Source organism: Paenibacillus sp. 7516 (assembly GCF_002272715.1).
GTDB classification, from domain to species: domain Bacteria; phylum Bacillota; class Bacilli; order Paenibacillales; family Paenibacillaceae; genus Paenibacillus; species Paenibacillus illinoisensis_A.
Genome location: NZ_NPBI01000033.1, coordinates 50,681 through 76,985 on the forward strand (window position 1 = coordinate 50,681; position 26,305 = coordinate 76,985).

Consider the following 26,305-nt stretch of genomic DNA (forward strand, 5'->3'; position numbering starts at 1 on the left):
ACTGTCCCAGCAGCTTTCTATAGCCGGAAACGACGAATTCAATCCGATTGTGCAAAGGACGATCAGACAGCTGCCGCTTCGTCCGGCTGGGCCAAAAGCGCCGCAAGTTTCTCCAGATCCGGTTCCAGCAAAGCCTCAAACTTGCCTTCTCCTCCAACTTCAATGACAGGAACATGCCGAATGCCGTATTTCGCTTCAAGCACATCCCTCAGCACATCATTGCCTTCCACTTCAATGTTCTCAAAAGGCTGATTCCGGGACGTCAAAAACGCTTTGACCTCTCCACAGAAATGACAGCCTGTTTTGCTCCATAGCACTACTTTTTTGGGTGATGTAGACATCGATAACCCTCCTGATTGTATTCAAGGATAAGATCGAGGCATGCCTCAGACCTTTAATTCCTACCTGTTAAATAAGAATTATGGCTATAAATGTACTCTTCGTACCCTCAAGCGTCAATGGAGCTGCTAATAGAATAAACCTATAGCAGCATAGAAAGATTTAAATTTAATTTTTTTGAAAAGGCGACTACATCCATCCATCTCTGCTTGCTTCATTGACCAGAGTAATGACTTTCCGGGCCATCCCGGCGTAAAAATCAACCTCACCTGGACTTTGATCGATAGCCCATCGAAGCGTATCAAAGGTCTTCAAGACCATGACAAGTCTCATCTGATCCAGCTCATACTCATTCAGCCCGTAACTCTCTATAAAGGCTTCTATTTCTACCCTATTGGGTCCTTCTCCATGGATCTGGCATCGTATCATATGTATGATATCGCCATACGGGACCACAGTGACTTCTGCATTTCCCCAATCCAATAGTGTAATTTGGCCTGCCAAATCAACCATCGTGTTCTTCAATGAGAGATCACCATGGCACAGGCCAAAACGGAACGTTTCCATTTTCAAACGCTCGAACCACTGTCTGATCCTTTTCGATTCTGCTTGAGTTAGTACACCCAGTTCAATTAAGGGATCATGCTCCGTCAAGCTGTTGATATTGTACTGGACGAATCCCTGCCAGCTGCCATCTGATCCCGCATGTGGCGGGGAATAAAATGTACCTGAGACAGGGTCCATCCGTTCTCCGAAACCTGCCACCGGAATGGAGTGAATCCGTTTGGCGTACTTACCGAGTTTTCTCCAGATCTCCATTGTGTCAATCGTTGCATCCCGTCCGTTATCTCCCTGGACAACTGTTTGAATCATATAAGCTGTTTCATCCGTGATTCCAACGGATAACGTCTCTGGACCTGGAACCCCAACCGCTGCTGCTTGCTCAAGGCACCATCGTTCCTTCATAAAGATCGGATACTGGTCTTTATCGTTCATGCGCACAATAACGTTGTGCTGCTCCGTCTCAACTACACAAACCTGATTGACGAAACCCTTCCCAACAATCTGATGTGCTGTCTTGACTTTTTCCTGCAAAAAATGACTGGCTATCCGTTCGGCCAGTACGATGATTTCATTCTTCATCATGCACCATCCCCCTACCGCATGCTTAGGTTAGCTTTGCGATGATTCAATTGGTCATAGTGTAAAATGAAATCGCTTACTTTTCAATCATCTACAAAAATAAGATTGCCTTTTATGTAACGCATGGAAAGCCTGGATGCGAAATGAAATGGAGCCGTACGCTGCACATTACATCTCGCATCATGCCGAACCGGTCCACAGCGAGCCTCATCTTTACAAATCTTCGTTTAAGAGCTGCGGCGGGGCGATGATGGGCCAGCCTTCCTGAATTGCATGCAGCTGTTCCGGAGACACGCTCAAGACATGACCGGAATGTACGCCCCATCGTTCTGCTGCATATACCGTTGCGAACTTTCTCCGTCTGCCCTCGCTGATCTGATACCGAACCTCCGGCGCATCAGCTGCCGCAAGGATACAGCCTTCCGTCCAACCCGTGTCCGAGTCATGAATCGATGAAACATGTACATGCCTCACTTCAAGCGGCCAGCCCCGAATTTCACTTGATGACACTACCGCTTCTCCGGCAGGGATCCCCAGCAGATCCGGTTTGGCTACCTGAACAGGGGATATGCCTCGCGGTACGGGAATATTCAGCTTGCGGCGCAGTCCTCCCGCCAGACGGTATACATCGCCTTTTGCATCGGACACGAAGCAGCCTTCCGGATAAAAGTCGCTGCTGCGTCTTGTCTTCGGCACCTCGTCCTGACTGCCCTTCGTGGACAATTGCTGGCGCGGGTTGGTTTTGCTCAAATGGGCGGAATCCGGCGCTACCGATGAATTCTCCTGTGCCATATGTTGTGCCAGCTGCAATGTTTTCGCGACCAGAGCGTGAGGATCTCCCCACTTCCTGGAATGAAATTGTTCGTTCCCCTTGTTCACTGCCGCAAAATCCGGTTCGCCCAGCGCCTTCATGCTGACGCTGCCAAAGTGATGAATGAAGGCATCTCCTGCGACCGCAAGCTTATATCCTGCCAGCTTCACCCGAATCATCCAGTCATCATCTTCGAAATTGCCCACCGCATATCCTTCATCCAGATATCCCACCCGCTCCAGCAGCTCTCGTGAAAACAGCCAGCAAAAGCCGACAAGCCGTTCGGTCACCCGGTGTTTACCAGGGTCAGGCCGGTTGTGTCTGGCGGCAAAGGACCACATATCCTGCACCTCGGAATACGGAACATCGATCTGCTGATCACCTCCTATATAGTTGGTGACTGGGCCGACCAGACCAATCTCCGGATCACTGTCCAGGCAGGCCATCATGTTATCAAGCCAGCCTGGCGTGACCAGCGTATCGTTATTCAGCACCACGATATGACGGCCTCTCGCCATCATCAGTCCCTGATTGACACCTCCGGCAAATCCGCGATTGACATCCAGTGCAGCCACTCTCACCATGCCGCCTTTACGCAGCATCGCTTCTGCCGTGCCGTCCTTCGAAGCATTATCCACCACAATGATTTCGTAAGGAGCAGGCGTATGTTTCTCGATACTGGATACACATTTAAGGGCATACTCCCGCTGATTATAGGTCGGAATAATGATGCTGACCCCTTCAAATAACAATCCAAATGAACTCTGACCCTGTCTTACCCCTTCATCGTATCCCCTACTGTACCCTTGTTTGTACAGTTTGACAGCTCGGGCCCCCCGCTTGCCTTTCCCTCTGTGTCCCGACTTCCGCACTGTGCTCTTTCCAGCGGAATGCAAAACAACTTTGGCGGGTCCGGAAGCACCCCGATGCTTGGATATGATACCTGGTTTGCTCATGTTGCTTCCTCCATTTCCCCTCGTCCGGATGCGTCGCGTTGCGTCAACCATCCGCCAGACTCCATTAGAGATGAAGCTCTCCTGTAACCAATTTATCAGCCAAATGCCCAAAATCCAGAGCAACCCGGCCAAGTTCGCCGGCAATGCGCCGACACAGGATTACGGCCGGAACTCCTGCAGCCACCAGAGCAATATCGAAGGAATGCGCTGCCGTTTCCTGCAACACCCTGGGAACATCCATAACCCCGGCAACAGAACCAATCATGCCCGTCACATGGATCCCGTGACTGAGAAGCAGTGCACCGAGCCCGCTTGCCTGACTGCCGATCACCAGCACGCGGCGGCCTTGCAGGATAGGCAGCAGCAGCCCCGCCTGATGCAGACTATAGTTGATTGTGGAACTGGTCAGCTTCAACCGGGACCAGTCAATCCCGAAGTGGCGCATCACCGGGAATAACAAGCCTTGAAACGTGGGCGCCCGCGAGATCGGAACGCCTACCCAATCCGCACCCTGTATCGCTTCGGCCAGCGCTGCCCGAATCTCGGGAACGGAGCGCGGCACCCCTGCGTAAGGCAGGAACGGTGCCAGCTCCTGCACCTGCTCGCCGGGCAGTACCGTATCGGCTGCCAGCGTGAGCAGTTCGCCATCTCCGAGGCGAACGACCGATAGGGGGCGCTGTGCATCCAGCGCCCCCCGGATCTGGTCAGCCACCTCGTGGGGGCTGGCCAGACGGGTGAGGCTGGGCGCATATTGGCGGAAACCCGCCGCGATCAGATCTGCCGCCGCTACGGCAGGCAGAATGTGGTCCGGCGGGATGTGCTGCGCCACCAGCGCCTCTCCGCCCGCGAATACGCCGTCGCGGTAGCCCTCGGCGTAGCCGCCGGGTGCACCTGCCGGCTCTGCAGGCGGCAGGGCCTTGGCGCTGCCCGCATGTGCAGCAGCAGCGCCAGCTTGCCCCGCAGGGGCGACGCCACCATGCGGGTGGTGTGTCGCCCGGAGCGGGGCTGTGCCCGCACCGCGAGCAGGCACCGCCTGCGGTGTGCTGGCTTGCGGAGCGGGCACTGGCGCACGGCGCGCAGCCGGACGCGGCGTGTGCCGGGCTGCTGCGCGGCGGCGGCCGTGCGCCGCGGCATGCCCGCGCCTGCCAGCGGAGCGGCGGCGTGCAGCGGCCTTCCTGCCGGCAGGCTTACGCGGCACAGCAGTACGTGCGCCCGCCGGGGCCCGCGCAGTGCGATGCCCGGGCTTGACGGTAGCCCGCCGGGTTCGGGCCTCTGGGGTTCCCGTCACCATCAGAACGCCTTGCCCTTGAAATGCTGCCGGGCGAGTACCCCGCGGTTTACCTGTCGCCTTGGCTTCCGTGTGCCCGGTCCGTTTCGCTACTCTCATGGCATTCCCTCCCTCGGCATGCACGGGAGTGCCGCTGCACAAAGCGCCGGAGCCTCCTTCCAGCTCCGGCGCAGGTTACTCGGTTCCCAAGGGGCACCGCACAGCGGCAGCATCAGGCGCATGATGTTATGGCAGTTGTCCCTTCATGCGGACTGCAGCTTCCTGCAGCGATTCGAAGGTACCTGCATCGCTCCAGTATTTTTGCAAGATGTCATACTCCAGGCCTCCAGCAGAAGCATAGTGGTTATTGACATCCGTAATTTCAAGCTCCCCGCGTGCCGAAGGCGTAATGCCGTCAATCAGATGGAATACATGATCATCGTACATGTAAATCCCTGTTACACAGTAAGAGGTTTTCGGCTGGCTTGGTTTTTCCTCAATGTACGATATGCGCTCCGGATGGTTCGCGTCAAAGACAGGTACACCGTAACGTCTGGCATCATCCACCTCTTTCAGCAGCACACGTGCTGTTCCCGCAGGCTGCTGCACATAACGATCAACATAAGGTTTCAGATCATCACTGAACAGGTTGTCACCCAGCAGTACGACAAACTTTTCACCAGGAAGGATAAAGGACTTCGCCAAATCAAGTGCTTCAGCAATGCCTCCCGCCTGCTCCTGAATCCGGTAGGTCAACCGGACTCCAAGCTCGGCTCCACCGCCCAGATACTCCGTATACAGTCCCGCCGAATGTTTGCCCATCACAATCAGAATATCCTCAATCCCCGCCTGACGGAGTCTGTCGATGCCATACACAATCATCGGATGTTTACCGACCGGAAGCAGATGCTTGTTAATCAGCCGCGTCAGAGGATACAGCCGTGTTCCCGTTCCTCCAGCAAGAATTACACCTTTCATTCCACATTCCCTCCCTCATCGGATGTCTCAATATATTCAAGTGGATCGACATGCCATTTATGGATAAATATCGAGCGATTACGTTCCAGCAATTGCTTCCATGCAGCCGGGTCCGTCTTCTGAAAACTCGCGCTGCCGCGATGATGCACAAGTACATCTCTGCATACAAGCAGTCGATACCCTTGCATGCGAGCCCGGTAACAATAATCATCATCCTCATAATGTCCAGGCGAATAGGCTTCGTCAAGCAAGCCGATGGACGCCATAACCTCTCGCCGAAACAACATGCACAGTCCTACGATGCGGCTGACTTCCTTCCACCTGGTTGGGTCGGAGACATTGTTGGCTGCCGCTAATTGCTGGAACTGTTCCATGCTTCCAAATTCCAGGTCAACCTGCTGAATCCCGCTTGCATAATTAGTTACCGGACCGGTGATTCCGATGTTTGCTTCACTATAGAGTCCGATACGAAGATTTTCGAGCCACCGCGGGGTTACCGTGACATCGTTGTTAAGCAGCAGCAGCTCATCACCGCAAGCCGCACGCAGCCCGGCATTACAGGCTGCTGGGAAACCCCGGTTCTCCGGTAATCGAACAAATCGGACTCGTTCACGGGCACAATAGGCTGCCGTACCATCGACGGAACCGTTATCCACAACCACAATCTCGTAAGGCGTGCCTGCTCCGGTATTCTCCCGAATGGCATCCATACACGGCTTCAGCAGGTCCAGTCCGTTATACGTTGGAATCACGATACTCGTCAGTGTCATCGGGCGTTCCTCCTGTAAGCCACTTCGGCTCGAGATAACATCCGCGAATCCGGCCCATGCTCTGCTGTCGCCATCCAGGCTGCAATCGCCTCCAGGTGGTCCCCAATGATCAATCCCGCGACTTCGTTACCACTGCCTGTATTCGTGGTACGCAGACGATTGGAGCGAATGACGTCCACCTGGCAAGGCGCCGTAACGCTTAGACCATGACGGATCGCCATGGCTTGCGCCTTCGGCGGGACAGCCAGAGATTCATGCTTAACGGTCAGAACCATTTTGCGGGAAAGGGCGTGCGGGACGGCAGTCAGGGAATTGGACCCCAGATCAGGTCTTCCGAGAGTACGGTTGAGATACGCCTTGATCCGGCTCACATCATCCTGCCGGGCAAATGGAGGAAGTAATGCGTTCAGATCATTCAGGGCCACATCGCTTCCCCGGTCCACTGCATACAGAAAAGGGGCCAGTTGTTCTGCCGGAAGCACCATGTCCCCATCCACAAAAAGAATCGCTTCCGCTTCGGTCATTTTCGCTCCAAGTGCGCGGCCTACATCATGTCCTGCCCGATCCGGTTCATACACAAGAGTTATATCGGACTCGGCCAGCACCAGATCTAGACTATCGTCCGTGGTTCCATTCAACACAACAATGATGTCCTTCAGCGGCAGCCGCTTTAACTGTGCCATTACTTTTCCGAGTGTCCGTTCTTCATTGCACGCACAGACAACAGCAGCAGCAGAATGATGGAGGGGGAGCGGAACGATATCCACCGGATATCCTGCACCCTGCACGTATCCTTGCATATATGCTTTCCCTGCCTGCATGGCAGCTTCATAACTTCCGAAATTTCCCGAGATGGACTGCCAGTGCTCACGCCAAGCAAGACGTGCATGTTGGACAGCCAATGTTCTATCTTCAGGTGCACTGCGTCCTGCCTGATGACCCGACTTCCATACTGCATTCAAAATGGGTTCTGGAGCTTTCGCTGTCGGGCCCTTCGGCCGCCTTCTCCCGGGAATGTTCCGTCTGGACGCCAGTTGTCTTTTCATCGTCCGACGATGGCGGACAACTCTCGAACGTTCTTTCATCTTCTCACCTCGTCAGACAGCGAACACGCTGCAGGTCGGAATACCCTCCGCGTGGACCGAGTTCGTCGGTGATCCACCTGATCGCTGTCAGATGATCATTCAGCACCACTTGGCTCAGCGGATCTGGCCCGCTTCGCCGTTTCACCCGAACCGCATTCATTGTACCTACAGGTACATGATGAACGGCGCGTACCTCTAATCCACTCGACACGGCTTTGGCTAATGCAAGCGGAGGAACCTCCAGCGAAGGAACGCCTATAACATCAAGTGCCCTGCGGCTTAACGCATGCGGAATGGCTGTCATTGAAGCTCCCTGCAGGTCCGGCCTGGCCAGGATGCTGTTCAGGACATGCTTGGCCTCCACCACTGGATGTACAGGATTTCGTTTAATAGGACCGTCATAATCGTTAAGCGCAACATCTGTCCCATCTAATATGGCCTGAACATAGGGAGCAAGCTGCTCTGCAGGTATGAGGATATCTGCATCGGTAAACAGGAGGATTCTTCCGCGAGCAGCTGCTGCCCCCATTCTTCTTCCTGCGTCGTGACCCAGAGCTTCCGTATACAAAAGCACTCTTGCACCTGCTGCCTGTGCCGCTGCTGCCGTGCCGTCCGTTGAGCCGTTGACCACGGCAATCACTTCGGAATCCCTGCAGATGCGAAGCGCCTGCCTAACGACTCTGCCAATCGTCTTTTCTTCATTCATTGCCGGTATAATCACCGAAAGCATGGGGTTGTTTGGATGGTTTTCCTCCCGTATTGGGGGGATGACGTATCTGGGGGTTCCCGTACCCTTCTTGCTCACGGGTTTTACACGTCTTTTGTTCAGCTGCTTCCTCTTTCGGCTCACCAGTTTGGCTGCTGAATGAACAGTACGACGACGCTGCTGCAATACTGTCACCTCCCACCCTCAAAAATACTCAACATGCCAAGGGAGTACACGTTATTCTATGTAATCAGGGAATAGTGGAAACGGCGTTTGTCCTTGATTTCCATAAGCTTCTGGCAGGAAAAGAGTTATTCAGCCTCACCCTTCAGTGCATATTGGTCAAAATAAAAATCGCACACCTGCTCCTTCACTTTTTTAGAGGACCTTCTAATATAGGAACAAAAGCGGTATCCCGGACAATTCCAGGAACCGCTTTTGTGCATGAACTTCGTGACTTGACGTATCTTTTTAATTTGCAGGACCCGCTGCAATCCAGGACAACAAACCATAGGTGTGCTTGCATCCAGGTGTACGGAATACTTCCAATACCGCTTCATCCTCACTCTGGGACAGCAGTGATACCTGGAATCCGCGATCATTACTCATTCCTACAATCACATAATGTTCTGATGCGAATGATTGCTCGAATGCTACCGTTACCTCAACACATTGTTCATTTTCAGGCAAGATAAAGGCTTCCATGCCGAACTGCTGAACGACCGGCTGACGACTGACACTGCGAACCGGCTGGAATGACAGGTGTTCAGGACCAACTGCTCCATGCTGCAGCTGGCCGCTTCCAACAGCACCTTCACTCAGATGCTCCTGTTTAACCGCCTGCTCACTCAGTTCAAACGCCGTGATTTTATCGTTCTGAGGAAGTTCAGGTTGTGGCTTCTGTACCTGTTGCTGAACCATATCAGCTGTCGTCAAGGAATCGGCTACTGTTTCTCCAAGCTGATTGGCTTGTGATGGCTGTTCCTGTACTTGTTGTCCCGGCTCCTGCCCCGGTGTCTGGAACGTTGGGGTTTCCCTCAGATCTGCACTTGGCAGTTCTGTGAGGATCACTGGCTGTGAAGGCTGTACAGCCTCTTGTGCTCCCTGAAGCAGCGCTTCCTGACGTTTGATCGCCGCCAGCTTCTCCAGCGTTTCTCCACTGAACTGTCGAATTGCATTCCAGATCTCTTCGCTCAAGTGCGCCGGGCCTACAATGCCCGCGTTCAAGTGATTGGAAGTAATACTTTGTTCAGCCAGTTTGCTGCTATTTACGCTGCCGTCAGCCAATTTGGCACTCGTGACAGATCCGTTTTGCAGGTGAATCCCGTTGACCAATTCTTCTTCCAAGTGAGCTGTACGGATACTGCGTTCTTGAATGTGATCACCCAGGATACTTCCATCCTGAATATGGCGGGATTGCACACTTTTGTCTGTCAGGTGGATAGCGGATACTGCACCTTCAAGCAATTTGTTGCTATTTACACTGCCATCGGCGAGTTTCGCACTTGTGATGGAACCATTATGCAGATGTATCGCACTTACCGATTCCGCCTTCAGATGGGAGATTCCAATGCTGCGTTCCTGAATATGATCGCCATGAATGGCTTTCACCTGAATATGCCGGGATTGCACACTTCCATTCGCAATATGGACATCGGATACGGCATTTTCAAGCAATTTGCTGCTGCTTACGCTGCCATCAGCCAGTTTGGCACTCGTTACCGACCCATCTTGCAGATGAACTGCACTTACCGCTTCCTCTTCCAAGTGAACCGTACCGATGCTGTTCTCCTGGATATGGCCAGCCAGGATGGCTCCTTCCTGAATGTGACGGGATTGCACGCTTTCCGATGCAAGATGAACTCCTGTTACAGTATCTTCAAGTATTTTGCTGCTGCTTACACTGCCATCGGCCAGTTTGGTACTCGTGACGGACCCATTTTGCAGGTGAACCGCACTTACCGCTTCCTCTTCCAAATGGTTTGTGCCGATGCTGCGCTCCTGGATGTGATCTGCATGAATGGCACCTGCCTGAATATGCCCGGATTGCACACTTTCCGCTGCAATATGAATTCCGGATATCGTTCCATCCAGCAGCTTGCTGCCACTCACGCTGCTGTCGGCCAGTTTGGCACTGGTTACAGATCCATTTTGCAAATGGATTGCACTCACCGACTCCTCTTCCAGATGAGTTGTGCCGATGCTGCATTCTTGAATATGGCCAGCATGGATTGCCCCATCTTGGATATGCCGGGATTGCACACTATCACCTGCAATGTGAATATCGGATACGGCTCCCTCAAGCAGCTTGCTTCCGTTTACACTGCCGTCGGCCAGTTTGGCGCTGATTACAGATCCATTTTGCAAATGAATCGCACTTACCGCTTCCTCTTCCAGATGGGGTGTGCCAATGCTGCGCTCCTGAATATGGTCAGCAAGGATTGCTCCTTCCTGGATATGACGGGATTGCACACTTTCGGAGGTGATATGAATACCGGATACCGCACCTTCGACCAGCTTACTTCCACTCACACTGCCGTCGGCCAGCTTGGCACTCGTTACAGATCCATTTTGCAGGTGAATTGCACTTACCGCATCTTCTTCCAGATGAACTGTACCGATGCTCCGTTCCTGAATATGATCGGCATGGATCGCATCTGCCTGTATATGCTCTGATTGCACACTTTCCGTTGCGAGATGAGCTGCGGATATCGTTCCTTCGAGCAATTTGCTGCCGCTGATACTGCCTTCCGCCAGCTTCGCACTCGTTACCGACCCATCTTGCAAATGAACTGCACTTACCGACTCCTCTTCCAGATGAGCTTCGCCAATACTGCCCTCTTGAATATGATTCGCGAGGATGGCTCCCTCCTGGATATGACGGGACTGCACACTTTCGTCTCCAATGTGGGCAGCCTCAATCGTTCCTGCGGCCAATTTGCTGCCATCCACACTGCCGCTTGCCAGCTTGGAGCCTGTTACGGCTCCTTCCTGCAGTATAATTGTACTTACTGCTTCTTCCTCCAGGTGAGCCGTTCCGATGCTGCGTTCATGGATATGATGCGGAAGAATTTCACCATCTTGAATATGGCGGGAATGTACTGCGCCCTGCTGCAGGTGAACCGCACTTGTCGACTCTGCCTGAAGGTGCAGCCCACTGATCAAGCCGGGTTGAAGGTGAGCCGATGTGATGGATAAAGGTGCCAGATGGTCTGTTTCAACAGACCCCGGAGCCAGGTGATAGGAGGTGATAACCTGTTCAGCAATATGCTCACCATGGATAATGTCTGGCTTCAGATGCTCTGAGTTTACGACATGATGGCCCAGATGATCGGACTTCACACTGCCCTCTGCCAGATGTTCCGTTTGCACAACGGAATCCTGCAGATGCTTACTACTTATGGCACCCTCTTGTAATTCGGTCCCCGATACCGAGTCTGCTGTTAAGTGGTCTGCAGTTACGGACCCATGGCGCAGTTTGTTGCCTGTGATACTGCCATCTGCGAATAATTCCGGTGAACGTATTTCCTCCGATAAATGTTCCAGAGAGACAGCATGCTGCTTCAGATGATAACCACGTATGGTTCCGGCAGGGATATGCTTGGCGTTAATGCTTTCTGCCATGATCTTGGAAGAAGTCACACTGCCGTCTGCCAGTTTGGCTGATGTGACAGCAAAATCCGCCAGTTTATCCGTAGCAACACTCTCTGGTGAGAGCTTGGGGGAGGTAACCGAATGATCTGTCAGATGCGGCGGAAAAATGGACCCTCCAGCCAGCTGAGCCGAAGTTATGCTGCCAGGAGCCAATTTGTCCGTTGTAACTGCCGCACGTGCAATGGCATCCGTTTCAACACTACCCGGCTGAAGGTGAGGGACACCTACGGCGTGTTCTGTCAGATGCTCCGATTTCACGGCATATGGTCTCAGGGCCTCAGACCCCACGCTTCCTGGAGCCAGATGTGTACCCGTAACACCACCGTTTGCAAGATGCGAGGATGCGACACTTCCCGGAGCGAGCGCTCTGCTGCTAACCGATGCTGTTCCCAGTTTCTCGGATGTCACACTTCCATCCGCAAGCTTCACGTCTGTCACTGCACCATCCTGTAATTCATACGTACCCACCGCAGCCTCAGCCAGATGCCGCTCGGATACCACGCCATCTGCTAGCGCTTCTCCGGACACACTTCCGGTAGACAGATGAGGTGCCTCAATGCTTCCACTCGCAATGTGAATCGAGTGAATCGCAGCATTATCCACATGTACCGGTGTAATTCCCCGATTGACGATATGTTCCGCTCGAATGGAGCCTTTGGCAAGATGTTTGCTCTGTATCGCTTCATCCGCAATTTTGGAAGCAATGACACTTTGGTCCGAGATCTTGGAAGCCGTGATCGCCTGCTCCAGCAATTTGGCCGTTCCAACCGACTGGTCTGCCAGTTTGCTGCTGGTTACAGCTCCCTCAGCCAGGTGTTCACTGCCGACTTCCCCTTTGCCCAGCTGTTCCTTACCCACCGCCTGTGCACGAATCTGGCTTGAACCGATGGAACCATCCAGCAAATGTTTTCCACTGAGTGAACCCTCAGCCAAATGCCTGGTTTGTATGGATCCATCCTCGATCTGATCACTCCCAATGCTGCCAATCGATAATTGCGAACGACCGACCGCTCCTTCTGCCAGATGGGTTTGTTTCACTGCTCCGTCCTGAATATGGTGAGAATCGATGGATTTATCTTCAATCTTGCTGCCTGTGACAGCACCTTCACGAATTTTGGAAGTGGTCACTGCATCGTCAGCCAATTTGGACGTATGCACGGCGCCTCCCGTAAGATGCCGGGTATCGACACCGCTAATGGCGATCTTATCTCCGGTTACGGCGTGATTCTTGATTAAATCTTCCGTAACCAGCATGCGGCTAAGGTGTCTTGTGCCGATAGAGCCATCAGCAATTTTGGCCGAATCGATGACCTGATTGCCGAGCTTCTGCGATGTAATGCTGCCGTCTTTGATTTTCTCGCCGGCAATCGACGCATTGCGTATTTTGTGACCGGACACAGAGCCATCAATCAGGTGTTCCTCGGATACCGAAGCCTCTGCAAGTTTGGCGGAGACAATCGCCCCATCTGCAATGTGAATGCTGGTCACCGCATAATCCTGCAATGCTTCACTGCCGACTGCACCGGGTTTCAGCTTGGAGTCATCCACAGAGAATGGAGCCAGCTTGCTCTCCGTAACCGCATAATCACTCAGATCATCCGTGTAGATATAGTGACCGGTATGGCCGGGCATCTGGTTCTGGTTCAGAATCTCCAAGCGGTCTCTACCTGCGGTCTCCTGCTGAATGATGTCTTGCTCTTCCAGAGCAAGCGAAGCGACACTGCTTACCTGAATCTGCTTTTCCGGACTATCTTGCGTCTGGACATCCTCGCTATCCGATGCTGCAGGTTCAGAATCATTCGTTTCGGCTGCGATTACCAGGTCTTCCAGCTCGTTCGTAGAGGCAGGGAGTTCCGTTGATTCGTATGAGAATTCTCCGGGTGCCTGACTCGCTCTCGAATCCGGTTTATTGGTATTCAAGCGCTCTTCCCTATTCTGGGATAGACCTGAATTCATGGTGCCTGCACGGCGTTCGGTCAGTTCCAGTTCCTTGAATTTGGGGCTCACATGCCGCAGTTTCGGCGTAGGAACCTTCTTATTGCCTTTTTTACTCATGCAGCTTGCTCCTTCCTCTAACGTTCATCTCCGGCATCATATGCTCTGGTATGGGCATCTGCCACTTCATATCACGACTTTTGAAGGCAGGATTGGATGGATGAGCGGGTCAAACTGCAAAAGATGAACCTGTCCATGGTGAAATAGGCTGTGCCCGGCTATAGATGTAAGGCGGCTGTCCACGCCCCTGCTGGAACAATGTCATACGATACTTCATAAGCCTTCCGTATACATCCGTAAAACGGCTTACAATGCAATGCGCTTTATTCATTTCACCCTTACCTGGGTTCAATTGGATGTGTGGAGCTATGAATAACACGCCGGTGCATGAAGGTGCATCATCATTCCGGTCTGCGTGATTGTGATGTCCCATCATGCGTTGACAGACCGGCATCTCATATATGGACGATCCATGTCGCGATAATATTGAAGGAGGAACGGTCATGCCCCCAGAAACGATCGGCATCATGTTCGATTCACGCATGTACCGGGGGATACCGGCCGGAAGGACCGGTCAGGAATCACTCGCGAATTATGAGCAGGCAGCGGCCTGTTATGGATTAACGCCTTGCTTTTTGCGGCTGGAAGATGTGGATTCAGAGACGAAGACCTGTCTGGCATATGTCAAAAAGGATGGCGTTTACGTTCGTCAAAAAATGCCTCTGCCTCCCGTTATCCATAATCGGGCTCTCCAGCTTCGCCGGGCAGATCAGCACGAGGTGACCAAGCTGCTGCTGCAGGGCATACAGGTATTTAACGTTCGGAATCGGTATCGCAAGGATCATATTCATGACATGCTGCACCAGGATCCTGTACTGAAGAAACATCTCCCTTATGCCGCCAAAGCTACGCCGGAGTCTTTGGCTTATATGATGGAACATTATAGTGACTTGATCATCAAACCGTGCAGCGGCAGTATTGGTCACGGTATCATGCGTTTGTATAAACGAGACGGGGACTGGAAATTGACTTGCCAGACCAGGGCTTCCCGCAAAGGATGGGCAACCTTCCGGCTCAGCAGGGGACAACTGCCCTCCGCCACCTTAAGACGTATTTTTCGCCATGCGTATCTCATTGAGGAACGGATTCCACTGGTTCGTTACGAAGGAAGACCCGTAGATCTGCGTGTATCTGTACAGCGGGGGATTGACGGTTTATGGGGCATCACGGGCATGTTCGCCAAGGCAGCACCATCCCACACCTTTGTCACCAATATTGCTCAAGGAGGCAAGGTGATGACCTTGGCAGAAGCTTTGGATGAAGAAGAACTGGGACTCAGCATTCCAGAGCTTGAAGCCCGGATCAGCTCAGTTGGACTCCGGATTGCACGCACACTGGCTTCCAGCCTGCCTCATCTGGCCGACCTGGGTCTTGATCTGGGGATTGCCAGAAACGGACAGATTTACTTCATCGAATGTAATGGACGGGACCAGCGCTACGGTTTTCGCAAGGCGGGAATGCCCGAACACTGGAAGGCCAGCTACCGTGAGCCCATGGCATATGGACGTCTGCTGATGGAGCAAAATTCGCAGATTCCGCGTCAACCGCAAACCTACCGTAAGTACCCATATTGATTTCGCTGGCATTCTGTGTCAATATTATGCAGAACGGCCGGTCCTGCCGGCCTTGAAGTTCGCACTAACCCTAAGGGGGATATTCATGGCAAAAACGCTGTTGCGGTTAATGACCGAGCTTTCTTCTCGCAAATGGATCTCCCGGACCGTGGGAGCCTTCTCCAAGAGCAGGGGAAGCAAGGCATTTATCCCTTATTTTGTCCGGACCTACAACATCCCTGTTCAGGAAGCCGAGAAAGACTGGAAGGAGTATCGTTCACTGAATGATTTCTTCACCCGCAAATTAAAGCCGGGCATGCGCCCGCTGGATCTTTCGGAACATGCACTCATCAGCCCCGTCGATGCCAAAATTACGGCGGCCGGGCCGGTATCTGCAGGCACACTCCTGAATGTTAAGGGACAAAATTATACACTTGCTGAATTATTAAACCACTCACCACATCTGGAGAAGTACAAGCACGGTTATGCATTCGTCCTGTACCTCAGCCCTCGTGACTATCACCGGATCCATGCACCCGTTAACGGGCACAGAATCGAAAGTGAGCATATCAAGGGGAAGGTTTACCCCGTAAATGATTTTGGTCTGACCCATATGAAGTCGGTGCTAAGTCGAAACGAACGTCTGATTACGTATATCGGTCACGCTTATGGAGAAGTCGCTGTCGTCAAAGTCGGCGCCATGAACGTAAGCAGCATTCAGTACGCGGATACGGCTGCAAGTACTTGGGCACAAGGGGATGACCTGGCTTATTTTGAATTCGGTTCCACTGTGGTACTGCTGACGCAGAGCGGCACATTTGAACCTGAGCCCAGTCTCCAGCCGGGTGATTCCGTCAAAATGGGTACACTGCTTGGCCGCCTGAAGCCAAATCGCTGAATACTCCGGATCCAAATAAAGAGGATGGCGCAAGACCTGATTGCAGGTGCTTGCGCCATCCTCTTTAGGATTTGAAACATGATCGTTCCACGGTAGTCACTGGAGATTCCTTATATACGTTCAATACGAAACATCGCTCCGTATGTATAGGCCCTCTGACTTTTCTTCAAAACCAAACGTCCTGCAGTTCCTCCGCCGGTTTGAAGCGACGCAGACGGTTCCGGAAAATAGTGCATCCCTTCATAGAGCATCCCCGGTTGCGGATCCGCCGTTTTCCGTTCATCACAAGTTCCCCCTTTCGTTTCGTCAGGAATGCTACTTACTTACCCCTGGCCTCCAGACTTGAAACGTTACCCTGATCTCAGGCGTCGTACCTAACGAATCTCGGAAGGACTTTTGCCGGTGTATTGCTTGAACTGACGACTGAAGAAAAAGATATCCCGATACCCAAGGGCATCCGCGACCTCGGTTACATTCATGCCTGTATGCACCAGCAAATGTTCTGCGCGCTCAATGCGCATGCGAATGATATACGACTGGACAGAAGAACCGATTAATTCCTTGAACTTGATGGAGAAGTATCGGGGCGACAAGCCCGCACGTGCAGCCAGATCCTCCACCCGATGGGTAATCCCCGGATGCTGGCGTACATAATTCGCCACTTCCTGAATGACATCCGACAATTGGTTGCTGACCCTTTTCTCCACAGGTGATTCCGTATCCGCACGCAGCAAATGAATCATCAGCTGTTTCAAAATAAGCCGACTCTCCTCGTCCCGCCCATATACATCGGATAAGAACAGTCTTACATATCGGGCCAGCAAATGTTCGAATTCCACGGTTTCCTGTACCTCACGATAAGACTGAGGCACATCATTCACAGGTATATCTACATCAAAATGAATATACGTAAGGACCAACGGTTTTTGCTTATTATGTGTCGCAGTAGGATGGTCACCTGGTCTAAACAGGAAACAGCTGCCTTTGCCGACCTCATACGACCGGTCATTCAGCACAACGGTCCCTTCCCCACTCCATACATAAAATAAGTCATAGTTCTGCATCGGTTTTTCCCGCTTCTGCCACTTCCATCCCGGTTCGCAGACAATTTTGGCGACGGCGGGCAAAATAACAAAAGATGACGGCGATGCCTGCAGCATGTCGCCACTCCCCCTTGAAAGTTAATCTCTCCGCATGTTGCATCATCATTGAATTCCAATTGCTTATAGATCGCTTACAGTTAAAAGGCCCTAGAATTAGAACACAATCCTTTCGGTTCAGCCTGTCCCTAAACTCAGTACGCTTCCTGGAATCTGATGCAAAGTGCTTGTATGTGATTTCTGCTCCTCCCGGAGCGAAATGTCTTCATCCATTATACAGCGAATTTCAGCGAAACGAAAATGTACTCTTCTCCCATGCCAGCCGCAGTCTTCGGATGCCTTCCGTGATCTCCTCTTTCTCCAGATGCGCAAAGCCAAAACAAACAGCAGGAGGACCGGGGATCAGTTGATAACGCTCGGCATCCCCAAATAACACGCCTTCTTCCTTTGCTATCGTTTTGAATTTCTGAAAGCTGTCCGGACTGCCGTTCCAAGTCGCGTAGATGTGAAGGCCTGCATCTCCTGGCTGCATGGTGAAAGCCTCTGGTAACTGGTGTACCATCTCCTGGACAAAAAAAGCATGCCGTTCCCCGTATAGCCGGGTTAACCGTCTCAAATGCCTCAGATATCCACCCCTGCTCATGAATTTGGCCAAGGCTCGCTGTTCCAATAACGCAGGGGGTACCGGCTCATACAGGGCTTTCGCTGCAAGGAGTGGCTGTACCAGGCTTGATGGCAGGACCGCATAGCCCAGCCGGAAGGAAGCAATCATTGTCTGTGAGAATGATCCGACATAGATCACTCGCTGCTCGCGATCCAATACTTTAAGCGGTTCAATCGGTCTGCCTCCCCAGCGAAATTCACTGTCGTAGTCATCTTCAATGATGACGGCGTTGCGCTTTGAGGCCCAGGCAAGCAGCGTTTTGCGTCTATCCAGTCCTAACACCGCACCAGTCGGGAACTGCCGGGTTGGGGTGACAAACAGCGTCTCGGCGTTCCAATCCTTAGGGATGATGCCCTGCGAATCTACAGCTGCCGGCACAGCTCTGCCCCCACAGGCGTTCACTGCATGCGCGATTCCCTGGTACCCCGGATTTTCCAATATGACCTGAGCCCCTTCCGGGATCAGCAGCTGTGCCAGCAATGTAATGCCCTGCATCGAACCACTGAACAATACAATCTGGGATGCATCCGCCTGGATCCCCCGTGTCCATCTCAGATGTGAAGCGATGGCCTCACGCAGTTCAGGGTCTCCTGCTGCACCGCTTTGCTCCCGCCAATCGCTTCGGTGTACGGCGGCGAGTGCACTCTTCCATTCCGATGTGGGAAAGTGGCCTGCGGGCATGCGATGGACATGGAAATCAATGATATGCTGATCCTGAACAGAGACAGATTCCGCTACTTTCTGAGTATTCAGTCTGCTCACGCGTTCTCCCCATGGAGAGAGCTGAATTACTGCTTCCTGTTCCCCTTGTGCCTCTGTCCTAAATGTACCTTTAACGAAAGTACCTCTGCCCCGGTGTGCCTCTACGTAACCATCCGCGAGAAGCATGTCGTATACCTGTGCCACTGAACCGCGCGACATGTCATACTGGCTCGCGAGTTCTCGCGTGGAAGGAAGACGTGTCCCTTCCACGAGTGTTCCCGCATGAATGGCATCGCGCAAGGCATGATACAGTGCCGTGTATTTATAACGATGCTGGTGCGCATAGGAATCCAAGGGCAGCCACAGTTCCATGGCTCTCGCTCCCCTTTCTTTGATATTTTCAAACCATACGACGGTGCCTCTTACTCCAAGTTAGTTGAATTCCTCCATCTTTCACCTCAGTAATTGGCCTATAAAATTGAATGTAAATTGGATCTATTTTTATGTCAATGCATGATTTATCGTTAGAGCAACATTCAGCTTATCGTTCAAGTTCAGATTAATCACAACCAAGGGGGAAATATATATGAGACGCAAGGAATTTACAGTGGATGAAGAGAAAGAAATTACAGCATTTCTGGATCAGTGCTCCTTCGGATTTCTGGGAACTGTCAGTCCGGATGGACAACCAAGGGTAACACCACTCAATTTCGTCTATATGGACGGATGCTTCTACTTCCATGGCAGTCTTGCCGGGGAGAAAATGAAACAAATCAAGCATGATTCCTCGGTCAGCTTTACGGTGGCTGAAGAGTTTTCCCTGATCCCCTCCTATTTCAGTGATCCCGAACTGGCTTGTCCCGCAACCTCCTTTTTCAAAAGTGTCATGGCATCCGGTCAGGCAGAGCCTGTTCAGGATCTGGAAATCAAGGGCAAGGTGCTGCAGCGCTTCATGGAGAAGCTTCAGCCGCAGGGTGGATATGTCCCCATTGATGCTGCTGATTCCCGGTATAAGGGTAATCTCAAAGCTGTTGCTGTGGTTCGTATCATACCAGAGCACATCACTGCCAAGTTCAAATTCGGTCAGAATCTCTCCACCGAGCGATTCGAGCATATCAGCGGACAGCTGGAACAGCGCAATGAGGGAAGAGATATAGAAACAGCCGAAATGATGCGGAAATATTGTCCTTTTCACCAGCAATAAACGGTATTTTCTTTCCAAAACCATAGGGAACAACGTACCTAAATTTCGCCTTTCAACCTCCTGCAACAACGCGGTGAAGTGATATAACTGTCATATTGCGTAATTTCCGTGACGGGGGGATGTCAAGGTGATATAATGTTAGGCAGTTGAATCCCAAAGACTTGGAAGGATGAAAAGAATGAATCCACTGGCTGAACAGTTGAACGAAAGTATTCAGGCAGGCAGCAGTCACGTCTACTCCATGCTGTCGCAGCTCGGCAAAGAGATCTATTTCCCAAAAGAAGGTATCCTGAGTCAGTCTGCTGAAGCAGCAAGCCTGGCCAAGACCTATAATGCTACGATTGGTATTGCTCTGGAGGGCGGTGTGCCGATGCATCTTCCGGTTATTCAGGAGAAGCTGTCTGCATTCCAACCGAAGGACCTCTATCCTTACGCTCCGCCTGCGGGTAAGCCTGAACTGCGGACGGTATGGAGAGACAAGATGCTGAAGGAGACTCCTTCACTTGAAGGCAAAACGTTTGGCAACCCTATTGTTACCAATGCATTGACTCATGGACTTAGTATTGTAGCCGACCTCTTCGTTGAAGAAGGGGACGCTGTTATATATCCGGACAAAAACTGGGAAAATTACGAGCTGACTTTCGGAATTCGTCGTCATGGCCAGCTGGTTCATTATCCCCTGTTCGATGAGCAACTGAACTTTAATAGTCAAGGACTGCTTGAAGCACTGCTTGCACAGAAGGGCAAAGGCAAAGCCATCGTGCTGCTCAACTTCCCGAACAATCCAACAGGCTACACACCTGGAGGCCAAGAAGCCGATGCGATTGTGGATACCATCCGTCAGGCTGCGGAAGCAGGCGTAGACGTGATTGCCGTGACAGACGATGCCTACTTTGGTCTATTCTTCGAGGATTCCATTCACGAATCGTTGTTTGGCAAATTGGCCAACATTCATCCACGCGTGCTCACTGTCAAAGTGGATGGTGCAACGAAGGAAGAGTTCGTATGGGGCTTCCGCGTTGGTTTCATCACTTATGGGCATGAAAATGCTGCAGTTCTGCATGCGCTGGAGCAAAAAACGCTTGGCATTATCCGGGCAACCATCTCCAGTGGTCCGCATCCATCCCAGACATTTGTCCTGGATGCACTGAAAGCACCGGAATTCGAAGCACAGAAACAGGAGAAGTTTGAGATCATGAAAGGCCGTGCGAACAAGGTGAAAGCCATTCTCGATAGCGGCAAATACGGAGATGTCTGGGATTATTATCCGTTCAACTCCGGTTACTTCATGTGTCTGAAGCTAAAAGACGTTGATGCAGAAACACTTCGTTCCCACTTGCTGCACAAGTACGGTGTAGGTACCATTGCACTGGGTGAAGCTGATCTGCGCATCGCCTTCTCCTGTATTGAAGAGTCCGGACTGGAAGATCTGTTTGATACCATCTACCGTGGCATCACCGATCTGAAGACGAACTGATTCCAATCAGGCTTCGCTCTTGTAAAAATGAATAACTCAGGACATTCCCAGGCTTCTGGGCATGTCCTGCAATATAAACAGCCCTCTATCCGGTGATGTGCACACTGCGTCCCATAGAGGGCTGTTTGGCATGTTTTCTTTTCAGCTGCAGAAGCTGTGCTTCACCTGAAATATATTTATTTCTAAATGATTCCGGGCGGCGGCCCAATCAGCAGAAACCCAGGGCACATAGTATACGGTGTACGCAAGGGCGTGCCAAACACCACTCGAAAGGGGAATGACCATGTCTGGAGTTGAAGATACAAGAGGCGGTTATGGATGCGGCGGTTTCGGAGGATTTACGAATACAGGTGCGATTCTTGTTCTGTTCATCTTGCTCGTAATCATCACTAAATCGTTCCTCTGTTAGTTCCATCCTTCTCTACGCGGGAGTGCCAAATAGGCTAACCGCAGCAAAAAAAGACGGTTATTTGGGGACTCAGCCCCAACATAACCGTCTTTTTCGTGATTGACTATATCGTAACACTCTCGCTGGTGGAGTTCATCTTCCCCAATCCACGTTTGCATCAATAAGGTAAAGTCACTCGTCTTCTTCTTCCTTCAACCATTTGTTGCCCTGTGAACGCCTCATGAGGTAGATTACCAGCGCACCGAGCACCAGCGCTATTCCCGTAACACTCAATCCACTCATTCCGGCAGCCCACATCGGAAGCCACATCAACAGAGCAGCAATAGCATGCAGATTGAAGATGAACCCGAGCACCTGGGAACGGCGGCTCTCTGCAGAGATGGGATAGATCATGATCCAGAAGGATTCACCATGACTGCGGCGTAATGCGCCAAGCTGAACACCAACCAGCAGAAGGAAGAACAGATATACACCTACGCCAAAGTAACTTCCCGCTGTCCACCAGCTGAGCAGCATGCCTAGTACAATCAATCGCAACACAATGGTGAACACTTCGGTTCGAATGAATGTTTTGGTAATGAGATAGCGATAGGCTTTCCCTGCATTCCAGGGTAGTCCGCTTCCCCATTTACTGAGCCAGCGGCGAGCACTTACTTTTTGGCCGGATGACGGTACATCCACGAACCAGCCTAGAGTCCGCATGACCCGACCGGCCTGCCCCTGCTCCACCTGAATCAAACGTTCCCATGCAATCCGGTGCTTCACCGGGAAGCGCAGTGCGACCATATAGAGGACCGCCAGCAGCAACAGGAACCAGACACTACGCAGTGGAGGCTGCCACAACCATGCGGCAATCGCAAGTATAGTCAGCGCCCAGCGCAGCAAACGATAACCTCTGGCCGCCCCGGTCTGAACCATCCGCAGCTCCTGCCAGGCGCCGTAGCTCGCCAGTCCTTTCCATAGGAGCAAAAGCACGATAAACCAGCCAAATGGCCGTGCATCCTGATCTGCCCGGACATAGAGAGGCCACAGTGTAACAAATACGAGCAGCATGCCCAGACTTTTGTAGATGATTCCACGGGCAAAACTGTTCTTCAGGTACTCCTGCATCCGGTACTCCTGAGGTCTCAGAAATACGATATCGGCAGGATGCAGATATGTACGATAACTGCTGAACAGGACTAGCGGTGCCAGCAGCAGCAATGCAATCCAGCGAATTGGAAATCCTGCAGGAATGTTTTGTACAAATGAGGTATACCAGGCAGAGAATGCAATGACGAGAAAGAGAAAGACCATGGCCACGCCACTCTGTATGACATAGCCCAGATAAGGAAGAATTCCGTTCCAGAATCCCGTGCGTCTTTGCTTCCATAACAGCTTGAGGTCCATGCTTAATCCCTGCCCTGCACAAGAGAATAGAACATGTGCTCCAGCGCTGCATCCGAATCTCCGAACTGGGTGCGCAGTTCATTCAATGTTCCATGAGCGATAACCTGACCCCGATGCAATACAACAAAGCGATCGCAATAGTTTTCAATCGTGGACAGAATGTGCGAACTTAACAATATCGATGATCCGGATGCCTTCATTTCCAACATGAAATCCAGCAAAGAACGAATTCCGAGCGGGTCGAGCCCGAGGAACGGTTCATCAATAATGTAGAGCGGGGGCCCTGCAACAAAAGCACACATGATCATCACCTTCTGCCGCATCCCTTTGGACAGATGGGTCGACAGGCTTGTGCTTTTTTCCCTCATGCGGAACAGGTCCAGCAATTTCTCCGTACGGTGTTTGAAATCCGCTTCGGATACGCCATATGCTCTGGCTGTGAACTCCAGATGCTCCATTACGGTCATCTCGTCATACAACTCGGGTGACTCAGGCACAAATGCCATCGCCGATTGATAGATCTGCGCGTCCTCGTCCCGCTTCTTGCCCATGACCCGAACCTCCCCCTGCTGGGGAGTCATCAAACCTAAAATATGTTTCATTGTTGTACTTTTTCCGGCACCGTTTAATCCGATCAGTCCGACCATCTCTCCGCGTCCAACTTCGAGATCGATACCGTGGAGAACCGGCCGTTTGGCACTATATCCTCCGCTTAGCCCGCTGATTTTAAGTACGGGCGTTTGTCCGTTATCCATCAATCCCTGCACCTCTTTCGTCAGGTTTTATTCTTCGGAACGCGGTGTGTTTCCCTTGCTCCATTTGGGTGCACCCTTATTTTTACGATCCTGATCCCGCTCTGTTCTTCCAGCATTGCGAGCAGGCTTGCTGTCTGCTGTACGCTGATTCGACACAGCAGCTCTTGCTCCGCCGTTACGGCCTGCCTGACCTGGCTTGCGGTCTCGGGACGGTCCCGGTTTTCTCGAGAAAGAATGACCTTCAGGCCGGGTGTCCGGACGTGGATCAGCTTCAAGTACTTTACCGCCGAATAAAACGCGTTCCTGCAATTCAATGCCAAGTTCACGCGCGAATTTGCGCATGATGAAGATTTGCGTCTCATCCACGATGGACAGCACAATCCCGCTGCGTCCCATTCGTCCTGTGCGTCCCGCACGGTGAACATAGTGCTCCGAGTCAAAAGCAGGGTCATAGTTGATGACCATTGGCAAACCTTCAATATCCAATCCTCTTGCCGCGACTTCGCTGGCAATCAGCAATTGGATTTTGCCATTGCGAAATGCAGAAAGTACGTTGCTCCGCGTTACCTTGTCCGCATCACCGTACAATGCAGCCGCAGACAGGCCCAGATGGTTCATTTTGGCCTCTACCTCGCCGATGTCTTCTGTAGCGTTCACAAACACAATGGCACGATCAGGGTTATACTGTCTGACCAGACGGCGCAACATATCAATTTTGTTACGGGTCTCTTCCACAAAATAATAATGCTCCAGTCCTGCGGCCGTTGCCCGGTCCGGTTCAATTCCGATCTGGACAGGTTCCTTCATCTCACGCTTGGCAAGTCCAGCAGTGTGCTCATCAATGGTCGCAGACAGGAAAATCAGCTGACGGTCCCGCAGCGCACTGCGAAGCACAAACTCCACATCACTCACGCCACCCAGCTGGAATACCTGGTCAGCCTCATCAATAACAATCGTGGAAACGTTGTGCATTTTCAGCTTTTTCAGTGTAATGAGTTCTTTCAGTCGTCCAGGCGTGCCCACAACCAGTTCGGGATGCTCACGCAATTTCTCGATCTGGCGTTTGACAGCTGCGCCTCCAATGAGGCCAAGTACGCCGATGCTGCGTCCCTCTCCATATCGCTGTGCTTCACGCACGATCTGCATGGCCAGTTCTTGGGTAGGCGCGATAATCAGCTTTTGGGTACCTTTGACATCACTTTTGATGGATTGCAGCAATGGCAGAAGATAAGCAAGCGTTTTGCCTGTGCCCGTCTGGGATTTCGCAACCACATCGCGGCCTTCCAAAATAACGGGTATGGTCTGGGCCTGTACCGGAGAAGGTTCGTTGATCCCGTGCGAAGCGAGTATCGCCTCCAGATCCTGTGCCACGCCTATTGAAGCAAATGTTTCATTCGTCATGTATGTCCATCCTTTAATTTTATTCTTACGATGCTACTTCCTGCTTGTACTTCTGGAGCATAAGCCTGTCATCACATTATCTTTCATTATATGCGAAAAAAGGCTGTGGACCAAATCTTATTCGGTAACACTCTGCTTGGGCGCAAAAAAAGAAAAGCCCCTCGGCGGAGCTTTTCTCTTATTCCCTATATGATGCTCAGGTTGCTGCATTTCTACTTCTGGTTCATGACCCCATGCGACAGCCGGTCAGCGAGTCGGGGAAACAGCTGATACAGCCATATGCCAGCCGAAGCGAGTCTTGGCAGATTCACTTCTTCCTTGCGTTTCTTCATCGCCCGGATCATATGCCCTGCAACCTCTTCGGGTTTGAGCATCATCCAGCGCACGTTGTTAACGTAATTCCCGGATGGATCTGCACGATGAAAAAACGGCGTATCAATGGGACCCGGATTAATGGTCGTAACCGTCACTCCGGTCTTACGCAGCTCCTGACGCAAAGCATTGCTGAATCCAAGTACGGCATGTTTGGTGGCTGTATAGGATGCCGATTTGGCAGTCCCGATTTTGCCAGCCATGGAGGCCACATTCACGATCTGTCCCTTGCCACGTTCCAGCATGTGCGGCAGCACTGCCTTCGTACAGCGAACAATTCCCATGTAATTGACGTCCATCATATCTTCGAATTCCTGCACCGTCATTTCCGTCATTGCGGCAAATTTCCCGTAACCTGCATTGTTCAGCAAAATATCGATTCGTCCATACTTTTCCAGTATCATGTTAAACGCTGTCTGTACTTGCTCATCATTGGTTACATCCAGCGTAAGCAGCTCATGCGGCCCTTTTAATGAAGCACCAATCTGTTCAAGCTTGTCCCGAGATCGGGCAGCAAGAATGGGAATAGCTCCTTCTTCAATCAGCATCTGTGCACAGAGCGCACCAATCCCGCTCGACGCACCTGTGATGAATACAACCTGATCTTTCAGCATACC

At 51.9% G+C, this 26,305-nt stretch carries 21 protein-coding genes; 5 read left to right on the forward strand and 16 right to left on the reverse strand.

Going from position 1 to position 26,305, the window contains the following annotated elements:
- Positions 1 to 62: 62 nt before the first annotated feature.
- The 10 genes from CHI14_RS24150 to CHI14_RS29790 form a co-directional block, all read right to left on the reverse strand.
- Complete coding sequence (locus tag CHI14_RS24150) at positions 63 to 341, reverse strand: glutaredoxin family protein (RefSeq protein ID WP_095292011.1); 279 nt, start codon at positions 339 to 341, stop codon at positions 63 to 65.
- 187 nt (positions 342 to 528) lie between these two features.
- Positions 529 to 1,485 (reverse strand): aminoglycoside phosphotransferase family protein, encoded by a 957-nt coding sequence (locus CHI14_RS24155; RefSeq protein WP_249281225.1) that lies wholly within the window; start codon positions 1,483 to 1,485, stop codon positions 529 to 531.
- Between the two features lie 210 nt (positions 1,486 to 1,695).
- Positions 1,696 to 3,249: a glycosyltransferase family 2 protein gene (locus CHI14_RS24160; RefSeq protein WP_170948259.1), complete on the reverse strand. Its 1,554-nt coding sequence runs from the start codon at positions 3,247 to 3,249 to the stop codon at positions 1,696 to 1,698.
- A gap of 64 nt (positions 3,250 to 3,313) precedes the next feature.
- On the reverse strand, positions 3,314 to 3,961 hold the full coding sequence (locus tag CHI14_RS24165) for a GT-D fold domain-containing protein (protein WP_249281226.1): 648 nt from the start codon (positions 3,959 to 3,961) through the stop codon (positions 3,314 to 3,316).
- Between the two features lie 801 nt (positions 3,962 to 4,762).
- The gene (locus CHI14_RS24170; protein ID WP_095292014.1) at positions 4,763 to 5,494 is read right to left on the reverse strand and encodes a sugar phosphate nucleotidyltransferase; all 732 of its coding nucleotides are present in this window, start codon (positions 5,492 to 5,494) and stop codon (positions 4,763 to 4,765) included.
- Entirely contained in the window at positions 5,491 to 6,264 is a 774-nt protein-coding gene (locus CHI14_RS24175; RefSeq protein ID WP_095292015.1) for a glycosyltransferase family 2 protein, read from the reverse strand. The genes CHI14_RS24170 and CHI14_RS24175 overlap by 4 nt, the downstream gene beginning before the upstream one ends.
- Positions 6,261 to 7,349, reverse strand: coding sequence for a glycosyltransferase family A protein (locus CHI14_RS24180; RefSeq protein WP_249281227.1), 1,089 nt, complete (start codon positions 7,347 to 7,349; stop codon positions 6,261 to 6,263). The genes CHI14_RS24175 and CHI14_RS24180 overlap by 4 nt, the downstream gene beginning before the upstream one ends.
- Positions 7,350 to 7,353: 4 nt before the next feature.
- Complete coding sequence (locus CHI14_RS24185) at positions 7,354 to 8,241, reverse strand: glycosyltransferase family 2 protein (RefSeq protein ID WP_095292016.1); 888 nt, start codon at positions 8,239 to 8,241, stop codon at positions 7,354 to 7,356.
- Between the two features lie 285 nt (positions 8,242 to 8,526).
- Positions 8,527 to 13,764: a WIAG-tail domain gene (locus tag CHI14_RS24190; protein ID WP_095292018.1), complete on the reverse strand. Its 5,238-nt coding sequence runs from the start codon at positions 13,762 to 13,764 to the stop codon at positions 8,527 to 8,529.
- 109 nt (positions 13,765 to 13,873) lie between these two features.
- The gene (locus CHI14_RS29790) at positions 13,874 to 14,035 is read right to left on the reverse strand and encodes a hypothetical protein (RefSeq protein ID WP_170948260.1); all 162 of its coding nucleotides are present in this window, start codon (positions 14,033 to 14,035) and stop codon (positions 13,874 to 13,876) included.
- Positions 14,036 to 14,207: 172 nt separating this feature from the next.
- Here CHI14_RS29790 and CHI14_RS24200 point away from each other — a divergent pair, with 172 nt between their 5' ends.
- Positions 14,208 to 15,338 carry a YheC/YheD family endospore coat-associated protein gene (locus CHI14_RS24200; RefSeq protein WP_095292021.1) on the forward strand — a complete coding sequence of 377 codons (1,131 nt, stop codon included), beginning with the start codon at positions 14,208 to 14,210 and terminating at the stop codon, positions 15,336 to 15,338.
- 85 nt (positions 15,339 to 15,423) lie between these two features.
- Complete coding sequence (gene asd / locus CHI14_RS24205) at positions 15,424 to 16,215, forward strand: archaetidylserine decarboxylase (protein ID WP_095292023.1); 792 nt, start codon at positions 15,424 to 15,426, stop codon at positions 16,213 to 16,215.
- 374 nt (positions 16,216 to 16,589) lie between these two features.
- On the opposite strand, the gene CHI14_RS24210 is transcribed toward asd, so the two are convergent.
- Both CHI14_RS24210 and pdxR read right to left on the reverse strand, forming a co-directional pair.
- Entirely contained in the window at positions 16,590 to 17,375 is a 786-nt protein-coding gene (locus CHI14_RS24210) for a helix-turn-helix domain-containing protein (RefSeq protein WP_095292024.1), read from the reverse strand.
- 226 nt (positions 17,376 to 17,601) lie between these two features.
- Positions 17,602 to 19,053: a MocR-like pyridoxine biosynthesis transcription factor PdxR gene (gene pdxR, locus CHI14_RS24215; RefSeq protein WP_095292026.1), complete on the reverse strand. Its 1,452-nt coding sequence runs from the start codon at positions 19,051 to 19,053 to the stop codon at positions 17,602 to 17,604.
- Positions 19,054 to 19,267: 214 nt separating this feature from the next.
- On the opposite strand from pdxR, the gene CHI14_RS24220 reads away from it, so the two are divergent.
- The 3 genes from CHI14_RS24220 (at position 19,268) to CHI14_RS30360 (ending at position 21,771) form a co-directional block, all read left to right on the forward strand.
- The gene (locus tag CHI14_RS24220) at positions 19,268 to 19,885 is read left to right on the forward strand and encodes a pyridoxamine 5'-phosphate oxidase family protein (protein ID WP_095292029.1); all 618 of its coding nucleotides are present in this window, start codon (positions 19,268 to 19,270) and stop codon (positions 19,883 to 19,885) included.
- A 178-nt stretch (positions 19,886 to 20,063) separates the two neighbouring features.
- Complete coding sequence (locus CHI14_RS24225) at positions 20,064 to 21,362, forward strand: aminotransferase class I/II-fold pyridoxal phosphate-dependent enzyme (protein WP_095292031.1); 1,299 nt, start codon at positions 20,064 to 20,066, stop codon at positions 21,360 to 21,362.
- A 283-nt stretch (positions 21,363 to 21,645) separates the two neighbouring features.
- Entirely contained in the window at positions 21,646 to 21,771 is a 126-nt protein-coding gene (locus CHI14_RS30360; protein ID WP_212677025.1) for a YjcZ family sporulation protein, read from the forward strand.
- A gap of 171 nt (positions 21,772 to 21,942) precedes the next feature.
- On the opposite strand, the gene CHI14_RS24230 is transcribed toward CHI14_RS30360, so the two are convergent.
- The 4 genes from CHI14_RS24230 to CHI14_RS24245 form a co-directional block, all read right to left on the reverse strand.
- Complete coding sequence (locus CHI14_RS24230; protein ID WP_095292034.1) at positions 21,943 to 23,160, reverse strand: ABC transporter permease; 1,218 nt, start codon at positions 23,158 to 23,160, stop codon at positions 21,943 to 21,945.
- A 2-nt stretch (positions 23,161 to 23,162) separates the two neighbouring features.
- The gene (locus CHI14_RS24235) at positions 23,163 to 23,915 is read right to left on the reverse strand and encodes an ABC transporter ATP-binding protein (protein WP_095292035.1); all 753 of its coding nucleotides are present in this window, start codon (positions 23,913 to 23,915) and stop codon (positions 23,163 to 23,165) included.
- A 27-nt stretch (positions 23,916 to 23,942) separates the two neighbouring features.
- Positions 23,943 to 25,316 carry a DEAD/DEAH box helicase gene (locus tag CHI14_RS24240; RefSeq protein WP_095292037.1) on the reverse strand — a complete coding sequence of 458 codons (1,374 nt, stop codon included), beginning with the start codon at positions 25,314 to 25,316 and terminating at the stop codon, positions 23,943 to 23,945.
- Between the two features lie 212 nt (positions 25,317 to 25,528).
- The gene (locus CHI14_RS24245; RefSeq protein ID WP_095292038.1) at positions 25,529 to 26,302 is read right to left on the reverse strand and encodes an SDR family NAD(P)-dependent oxidoreductase; all 774 of its coding nucleotides are present in this window, start codon (positions 26,300 to 26,302) and stop codon (positions 25,529 to 25,531) included.
- Between the last annotated feature and the right edge of the window lie 3 nt (positions 26,303 to 26,305).

Bases quoted from the DNA above. Each gene is read 5' to 3' on its own strand.
- CHI14_RS24150 (WP_095292011.1), bottom strand. From the start codon at position 341: ATGTCTACATCACCCAAAAAAGTAGTGCTATGGAGCAAAACAGGCTGT.
- CHI14_RS24155 (WP_249281225.1), bottom strand. From the start codon at position 1,485: ATGATGAAGAATGAAATCATCGTACTGGCCGAACGGATAGCCAGTCAT.
- CHI14_RS24160 (WP_170948259.1), bottom strand. From the start codon at position 3,249: ATGAGCAAACCAGGTATCATATCCAAGCATCGGGGTGCTTCCGGACCC.
- CHI14_RS24170 (WP_095292014.1), bottom strand. From the start codon at position 5,494: ATGAAAGGTGTAATTCTTGCTGGAGGAACGGGAACACGGCTGTATCCT.
- CHI14_RS24175 (WP_095292015.1), bottom strand. From the start codon at position 6,264: ATGACACTGACGAGTATCGTGATTCCAACGTATAACGGACTGGACCTG.
- CHI14_RS24180 (WP_249281227.1), bottom strand. From the start codon at position 7,349: ATGAAAGAACGTTCGAGAGTTGTCCGCCATCGTCGGACGATGAAAAGA.
- CHI14_RS24190 (WP_095292018.1), bottom strand. From the start codon at position 13,764: ATGAGTAAAAAAGGCAATAAGAAGGTTCCTACGCCGAAACTGCGGCAT.
- CHI14_RS29790 (WP_170948260.1), bottom strand. From the start codon at position 14,035: ATGAATAAAGCGCATTGCATTGTAAGCCGTTTTACGGATGTATACGGA.
- CHI14_RS24200 (WP_095292021.1), top strand. From the start codon at position 14,208: ATGCCCCCAGAAACGATCGGCATCATGTTCGATTCACGCATGTACCGG.
- asd (WP_095292023.1), top strand. From the start codon at position 15,424: ATGGCAAAAACGCTGTTGCGGTTAATGACCGAGCTTTCTTCTCGCAAA.
- CHI14_RS24210 (WP_095292024.1), bottom strand. From the start codon at position 17,375: ATGCTGCAGGCATCGCCGTCATCTTTTGTTATTTTGCCCGCCGTCGCC.
- pdxR (WP_095292026.1), bottom strand. From the start codon at position 19,053: ATGGAACTGTGGCTGCCCTTGGATTCCTATGCGCACCAGCATCGTTAT.
- CHI14_RS24220 (WP_095292029.1), top strand. From the start codon at position 19,268: ATGAGACGCAAGGAATTTACAGTGGATGAAGAGAAAGAAATTACAGCA.
- CHI14_RS24225 (WP_095292031.1), top strand. From the start codon at position 20,064: ATGAATCCACTGGCTGAACAGTTGAACGAAAGTATTCAGGCAGGCAGC.
- CHI14_RS30360 (WP_212677025.1), top strand. From the start codon at position 21,646: ATGTCTGGAGTTGAAGATACAAGAGGCGGTTATGGATGCGGCGGTTTC.
- CHI14_RS24230 (WP_095292034.1), bottom strand. From the start codon at position 23,160: ATGGACCTCAAGCTGTTATGGAAGCAAAGACGCACGGGATTCTGGAAC.
- CHI14_RS24235 (WP_095292035.1), bottom strand. From the start codon at position 23,915: ATGGATAACGGACAAACGCCCGTACTTAAAATCAGCGGGCTAAGCGGA.
- CHI14_RS24240 (WP_095292037.1), bottom strand. From the start codon at position 25,316: ATGACGAATGAAACATTTGCTTCAATAGGCGTGGCACAGGATCTGGAG.
- CHI14_RS24245 (WP_095292038.1), bottom strand. From the start codon at position 26,302: ATGCTGAAAGATCAGGTTGTATTCATCACAGGTGCGTCGAGCGGGATT.